The sequence below is a fragment of the Streptomyces atriruber genome (genome assembly GCF_001418325.1).
Lineage (GTDB): Bacteria > Actinomycetota > Actinomycetes > Streptomycetales > Streptomycetaceae > Streptomyces > Streptomyces atriruber.
Genome location: NZ_LIPN01000354.1, coordinates 1 through 5,021, shown reverse-complemented (window position 1 = coordinate 5,021; position 5,021 = coordinate 1). Strand labels below are relative to the sequence as shown.

Here is a 5,021-nt window from a genome sequence, read left to right as displayed (position 1 = left end):
TTCGGCTGGTTCGGCGGGGGCGGCGTCGAGGGCACCGGCGCCTTCATGGAGTCCGTCGGATACGCGCCGGGCAAGCTGAACGCCGTCGTCGCGGGCCTCTGCGAGGCGGGCGGCGGCGCGCTCCTCGCCCTCGGCCTCGGGACCCCCGCGGCGGGGTCGGCCGCGGCGGGCGCGATGGCGGGCGCCGTGGCCCTGCACGCGCCGAACGGCTTCTTCAGCCAGGGCGGCGGCTACGAGTACCCGGCGTTCCTCGGCATGGTCTCCGCGGCCCTGGCCGTCACCGGCCCCGGCCGCTACTCCGCCGACCACGCACTCGGCCACTCCCTCAACCGGGGCTGGATGGTGCCCGCCGCACTCGCGGGAACGGCGGTCGGGGTGCTCGCGACGCTCGGCGCCAGGAACAAGAACGTCCGCGCGGCGGAGGCGGGGGCAGGTGCGGCGGACGACGGGAGTGCCTCGGCCGACGCGTAGCCGCGGGACGGCACTCCCCCTCCACCCGCAGACCGGCGCAGGAGTGGCAAGCTGCGGGCCATGGACGACGACCGGCAGGACGCACCCATAGACCACGACGACGCGGCCGACGCGGCCGACCCGTGGGACACCGTCGACCGCCTCTACGCATGGCTCGATTCCCACAACCGGCAGCCGCCCCGGGAGGCGCTGCTGCTGCGGATGCTGAAGCTGTCCGAGGAGGTCGGCGAGGTCGCGCAGGCGGTCATCGGTGCCACCGGGCAGAACCCGCGCAAGGGCACCACCCACGGCTGGGACGACGTGCGGGCCGAGCTCTGCGACGTCGTGGTCACCGCCATGGTCGCCCTGCGCACGCTCACCCCGGACGCGGCGGCCGTCCTGGCCGCCCACCTCCGCCGCGTCGAGGCGCGCGCCACGGCAGGCGGTGGGAGCGGGACGGGGGATCAAATCGATGTTCCGCCCGGCCCTCGGCAGGCTAGCGTCCCCGTCCATGACCACCGAGACCACTGAGACCACAGACGCCGCCCACCCTCCGCGTCTCACCCGCCTCACCTTCCACGGCCCCCTTTCCGAGGCCCGCGCACAGCGGCTCGTCGAGCGGCTCGCCGCGTCCGGCCCGCGGACCGTGCTCGATCTGGGCTGCGGCTGGGGCGAGTTGCTGCTCCGCGTCCTCGAAGCCGTCCCCGAGGCCACCGGCATCGGTGTCGACATCAAGGGCGAGGACCTCGGCCGCGGCCGCGCCGCCGCGAAGGAGCGCGGGCTCGACGGGCGGGTGCTGTTCGCCGAGGAGTCGGCGACGGACACCGATCGCGGTCCGGCCGACGTCGTCCTGTGTCTCGGCGCGAGCCAGGCCCTCGGCTCCGCCGCGCCCGCTCAGGCCACCGCCGAGGCGCTCCGCGCGCTGCGCGGCCTGGTCAGCCCGGGCGGCCGCGTCGTGCTCGGCGAGGGCTTCTGGCAGCGCGAGCCCACCGCGGCGGAACTGGCCGGGATGTGGCCGGACGCCGACGCCGGTGAGCACCTGTACCTGGGCGACCTGGTGGACGCGGCGATCGAGGCGGGGTTCCGCCCGCTGTGGGTGGAGACGGCGAGCGCGGAGGAGTGGGAGGAGTTCGAGTCGGGCTACCGCTCCGACGTCGAGGAGTGGCTGGCCGCACACCCCGACCACCCCGAGGCCGCGGCGACCCGCGCCCGCGTCGACGCCCAGCGTTCGGCCTGGCTGCGCGGCTACCGCGGGGTGCTCGGCATCACCTATCTGACCTTGGTGCCGGTCGCCTGACGCGGGTTAGGGTCGCCGCATGGGCGCCACGATCACTGCGGTCAGCAGCAACGGAACGTACTCCTTCACCAAGCCGAACCGCGAGAGCGTCACGCTGCTCGCGGGCCTCGGCGTCGAGGGCGACGTACACGCGGGTACGAAGGTGAAGCATCGCTTCCGTGTCGCGCAGAACCCGGACCAGCCGAACCTCCGCCAGGTCCACCTCATGCACGAGGAGCTCTTCGACGAGCTGGCGGCCGACGGCTTCACCGTGGCGGCGGGCGAGCTCGGCGAGAACGTCACCACGCGCGGCATCGACCTGCTCGGCCTGCCCACCGGCGCCCTCCTGCGCCTCGGCGACGAGGCCGTCGTGGAGATCACGGGCCTGCGCAATCCGTGCCGGCAGATCGACGGGCTCCAGGCGGGCCTGATGAAGAAGGTCGTCGGCCGTGACGCGTCGGGAGGCGTCTTCTACAAGGCAGGTGTGATGAGCGTGGTCCGGCAGGGCGGCGAGATCCGCCCCGGCGACGCGATCGAGATCGTCCTGCCGGAGGGCCCGCACCGCCCGCTCGAAACGGTCTGACGGCGCGGCGCCCGGCCCATCGCTACTGCCCGAACCACGCCTCGGCCAGCGCGTCCGGCGTCGGCTCGGGCGGGGCGGGCAGCTCCCGCAGGTACCAGGGCAGATTGCTGTACACGTGGAGCAGCGTGTACGCGAGGAGTTGGCGCGGATCGTACGTCCTGCCGTACGCCTTCATGAAGCGGGTGAGCAGGCCCGGCTCGGCGCGGGTGACGAAGAGGCCGACGCCCACGAAGTCGTACGCGGGATCGCCGATCATGGCGGGCTCGAAGTCGAGGAGCCCGGTGAGCCGCCAGCCGTCGTCCGGGTCGACGGTCAGGTGCTGGCGCATGAACTCGGTGTGCAGCAGCGCCGGTCGCACGCTCCGCGCGTCGGGCAGCGACACCGAGGCCAGGAACCCGGGGATCTGCCGCAGCCAGCTGTCCGGCAGCCCGCACCTGCGCTGCCGCTCGACCGCTCCGGCCCGCTGACGGTCGAGGAACGCGCCCCAGTCGCCGGGTCCGAGGGCATCGGTGAGCGGCGCGGGGTCGAGCGCGTGGAGTGCGGCGAGGGCTTCGGCGGCCTCGGTGACGATGCGCTCGCGGTCGGCGTGCGGGATGCGCGGCCAGGCGACGGCGAGGTCCTCGCCGGGCAGGCGGGACATCAGGACGTAGCGCCAGCCGTTCTCGTACGTTCCCGAGTCGTGCACGCGGGGCGTGGGGACGGGGAGGCGGCCCGCGACATGGCTCAGGACGCGGGCCTCCGTGACGGCGTCCCGCGCGTCCATGCCGGGGAACAGCTTCAGCACGTGTGCGTCACCGACCGCGTAGACCGGCTGGGAGCCCGCCGGATAGCGGGTGAGACGCGCTGCGGCGAACCCGAGGCGTGCGCACAGGTCCTCGGCGCCGGGCCGCACGACCGCATCGTCGGGGACGACGCGGTCCCACTCTTCGTCCGTGTTCACTTCGGGCAGCATGATCGGCACGGTAGGCCGGGCGGGGACGCGGCCGCCACCGGCTTTCGGGGGCGGCCGCGTCCCCGCAGATGGCTACCGAAGTAGGGCCGCGATCGACTTTCGGCGGCTGTGCGGTGTCCCTCCCCTCTCCTAGCGTCGGTGGCGAAGACGATCGACGGCGGCCGTGCGGGCCGCCCGTCACGGGGCGGAACGGAGTCCACGAGATGCCCGGCAAAGAGCGCAGCGAGGTACGGGGCAAGGCGCACGGCGAGGTACGGGGCCGGACCACGGAGCTCGGTCATCCGTGGAGCGACCTGCTTCTGCTGCTCGTCGGCACGCCGCTGGTCGGGCTGCTGCTCGGGCTCTCGGTGCCGCGGCTCGCCCGCTGGGTGTCCGGCTCGCCGGTGCTGCCGTGGCGGGACGGCGTCGAGTTCCTCGGCAGGCTCGACGCGCCCTGGCAGACCGGTCTCTTCGTGGCGGCCGGGCTCGTGGCCGGTGTCCTCCTCGTCCTGACGGCACTCTCGGAGGACATGCGGCTGAAGCTGACCGACGAGCGGGTGCGCGTCGAGCAGGACGGCCGGTCGCGGACCTTCGAACGCGCCGACGTCTCGGCGGTGTTCCTCGACGGCAGGCAGCTCGTGCTGCTCGGCACGGATTCCGGCCAGCTCGTGCGCGGCGAGCCCGCACCGCGTGCCGCCGCGCTCGCCGAGGCGTTCCGCGCGCACGGCTACCCGTGGCAGGACGCCGACCCGCACGCCTCGCTGTTCCGCCGCTGGATCCCCGGCACCCCGGACCTGCCCGCCGAGATCCACGCACTCCTCGCCGCGCGGCAGGCGGCGCGGGAACGGAAGGCCCCGCGGGACGCCCGTGACCTGGTCGACACGGTGCGGGGGCTCGGTTACGTCGTACGGGACGAGGGGGCGCAGCAGTACTGGCGCCCGCTGGCAGGGGCCTGAGAAGAACGGTCCCGAGACGCGCGAGTCCGAGACGCGCGAGTCCAGAAAGGCGGCGCCCCGCACGGCAGGGCGCCGCCTTCCTTCCCGCGTCCGGGACGCGTGTGGGACGGGTCAGAACACGAACGGGCCCGGCGACTGCGCCGACGTCGCGTTGCACGTCACCGTGAGACCGAGGACCACGATCTTCAGGGACTTGCCCTCCAGGCTGTCGCCCGCGGCGACGGTCCCGGTGAGCGGCCCGGTGGAGACGGCGCCGCCCGCCGGGATGGCCGGGTTGGAGTTGCCGGTGAAGTCGGTCGTCCCCGAGCCGTTCTTCGCCAGGGTGAGCGTCGAGTTGACGGAGCCCGCCCCGATGTCGATCGGAGCCGTTATCGCCGAGGTCGACACCTCGATGGTCGCGCTGGTGCCGTCCTGGGCGGCGGTGAGCGTCGCCGTCCCGGAGCCGTACGTTCCGCAGTCGAACGAGAGCGTGGCGCTCTGCGGTTCCACGGCGCCTGCCGCGGGCGCCATCGCGAGCGCACCGACGGCGAGCGCGCCGACGCCGAGTGCCGTTCCGATTCCGCCGCCGAGTCTGCCGAGTCTGCCGTTCCGCATGGGGGCCTGCCTTCATGAGTGGGGGGAGGAGCGAGGGGGGATGCGCCTGCGCAGCGCCGGGACTGCTGCCCGCAGAACACTTCTGACGGGTAGTCAGCAGCCCGGATCGCTGCCCATTGAGGCACAGGGGGCCAGGAGTGACAAGGCCGAGCCTCATGATTCTTGACATGTCACGACCAATTCCAGCCGCGCGGCGCCCCTCCCCCGGCGTTCACCCCTGTCCCTTATACA

General features: G+C 73.7%; 7 protein-coding genes. 5 read left to right on the top strand and 2 right to left on the bottom strand.

All coding sequences use genetic code 11. The annotated features are described in order from the left end of the window. From AOK03_RS31375 to AOK03_RS31360, 4 genes are all read left to right on the top strand, one after another. The coding region (locus AOK03_RS31375; protein WP_055568760.1) for a DoxX family protein at positions 1 to 471 on the top strand (471 nt) is incomplete at its 5' end. A gap of 60 nt (positions 472 to 531) precedes the next feature. Further along, complete coding sequence (locus AOK03_RS31370; protein ID WP_055568757.1) at positions 532 to 981, top strand: MazG-like family protein; 450 nt, start codon at positions 532 to 534, stop codon at positions 979 to 981. Continuing rightward, positions 962 to 1,747 (top strand): SAM-dependent methyltransferase, encoded by a 786-nt coding sequence (locus AOK03_RS31365; RefSeq protein ID WP_055568756.1) that lies wholly within the window; start codon positions 962 to 964, stop codon positions 1,745 to 1,747. Before AOK03_RS31370 ends, AOK03_RS31365 begins: the two co-directional genes overlap by 20 nt. A gap of 19 nt (positions 1,748 to 1,766) precedes the next feature. Then, entirely contained in the window at positions 1,767 to 2,309 is a 543-nt protein-coding gene (locus AOK03_RS31360) for an MOSC domain-containing protein (protein WP_055568755.1), read from the top strand. A gap of 22 nt (positions 2,310 to 2,331) precedes the next feature. On the opposite strand, the gene AOK03_RS31355 is transcribed toward AOK03_RS31360, so the two are convergent. Next, entirely contained in the window at positions 2,332 to 3,261 is a 930-nt protein-coding gene (locus tag AOK03_RS31355) for an aminoglycoside phosphotransferase family protein (protein WP_055568759.1), read from the bottom strand. 203 nt (positions 3,262 to 3,464) lie between these two features. On the opposite strand from AOK03_RS31355, the gene AOK03_RS31350 reads away from it, so the two are divergent. Further along, complete coding sequence (locus AOK03_RS31350) at positions 3,465 to 4,196, top strand: YqeB family protein (protein ID WP_055568754.1); 732 nt, start codon at positions 3,465 to 3,467, stop codon at positions 4,194 to 4,196. Between the two features lie 111 nt (positions 4,197 to 4,307). On the opposite strand, the gene AOK03_RS31345 is transcribed toward AOK03_RS31350, so the two are convergent. Next, entirely contained in the window at positions 4,308 to 4,790 is a 483-nt protein-coding gene (locus AOK03_RS31345; RefSeq protein ID WP_055568753.1) for a hypothetical protein, read from the bottom strand. Positions 4,791 to 5,021: the final 231 nt, after the last annotated feature.

Bases quoted from the DNA above. Each gene is read 5' to 3' on its own strand.
- AOK03_RS31350 (WP_055568754.1), top strand. From the start codon at position 3,465: ATGCCCGGCAAAGAGCGCAGCGAGGTACGGGGCAAGGCGCACGGCGAG.
- AOK03_RS31355 (WP_055568759.1), bottom strand. From the start codon at position 3,261: ATGCTGCCCGAAGTGAACACGGACGAAGAGTGGGACCGCGTCGTCCCC.
- AOK03_RS31370 (WP_055568757.1), top strand. From the start codon at position 532: ATGGACGACGACCGGCAGGACGCACCCATAGACCACGACGACGCGGCC.
- AOK03_RS31365 (WP_055568756.1), top strand. From the start codon at position 962: ATGACCACCGAGACCACTGAGACCACAGACGCCGCCCACCCTCCGCGT.
- AOK03_RS31360 (WP_055568755.1), top strand. From the start codon at position 1,767: ATGGGCGCCACGATCACTGCGGTCAGCAGCAACGGAACGTACTCCTTC.
- AOK03_RS31345 (WP_055568753.1), bottom strand. From the start codon at position 4,790: ATGCGGAACGGCAGACTCGGCAGACTCGGCGGCGGAATCGGAACGGCA.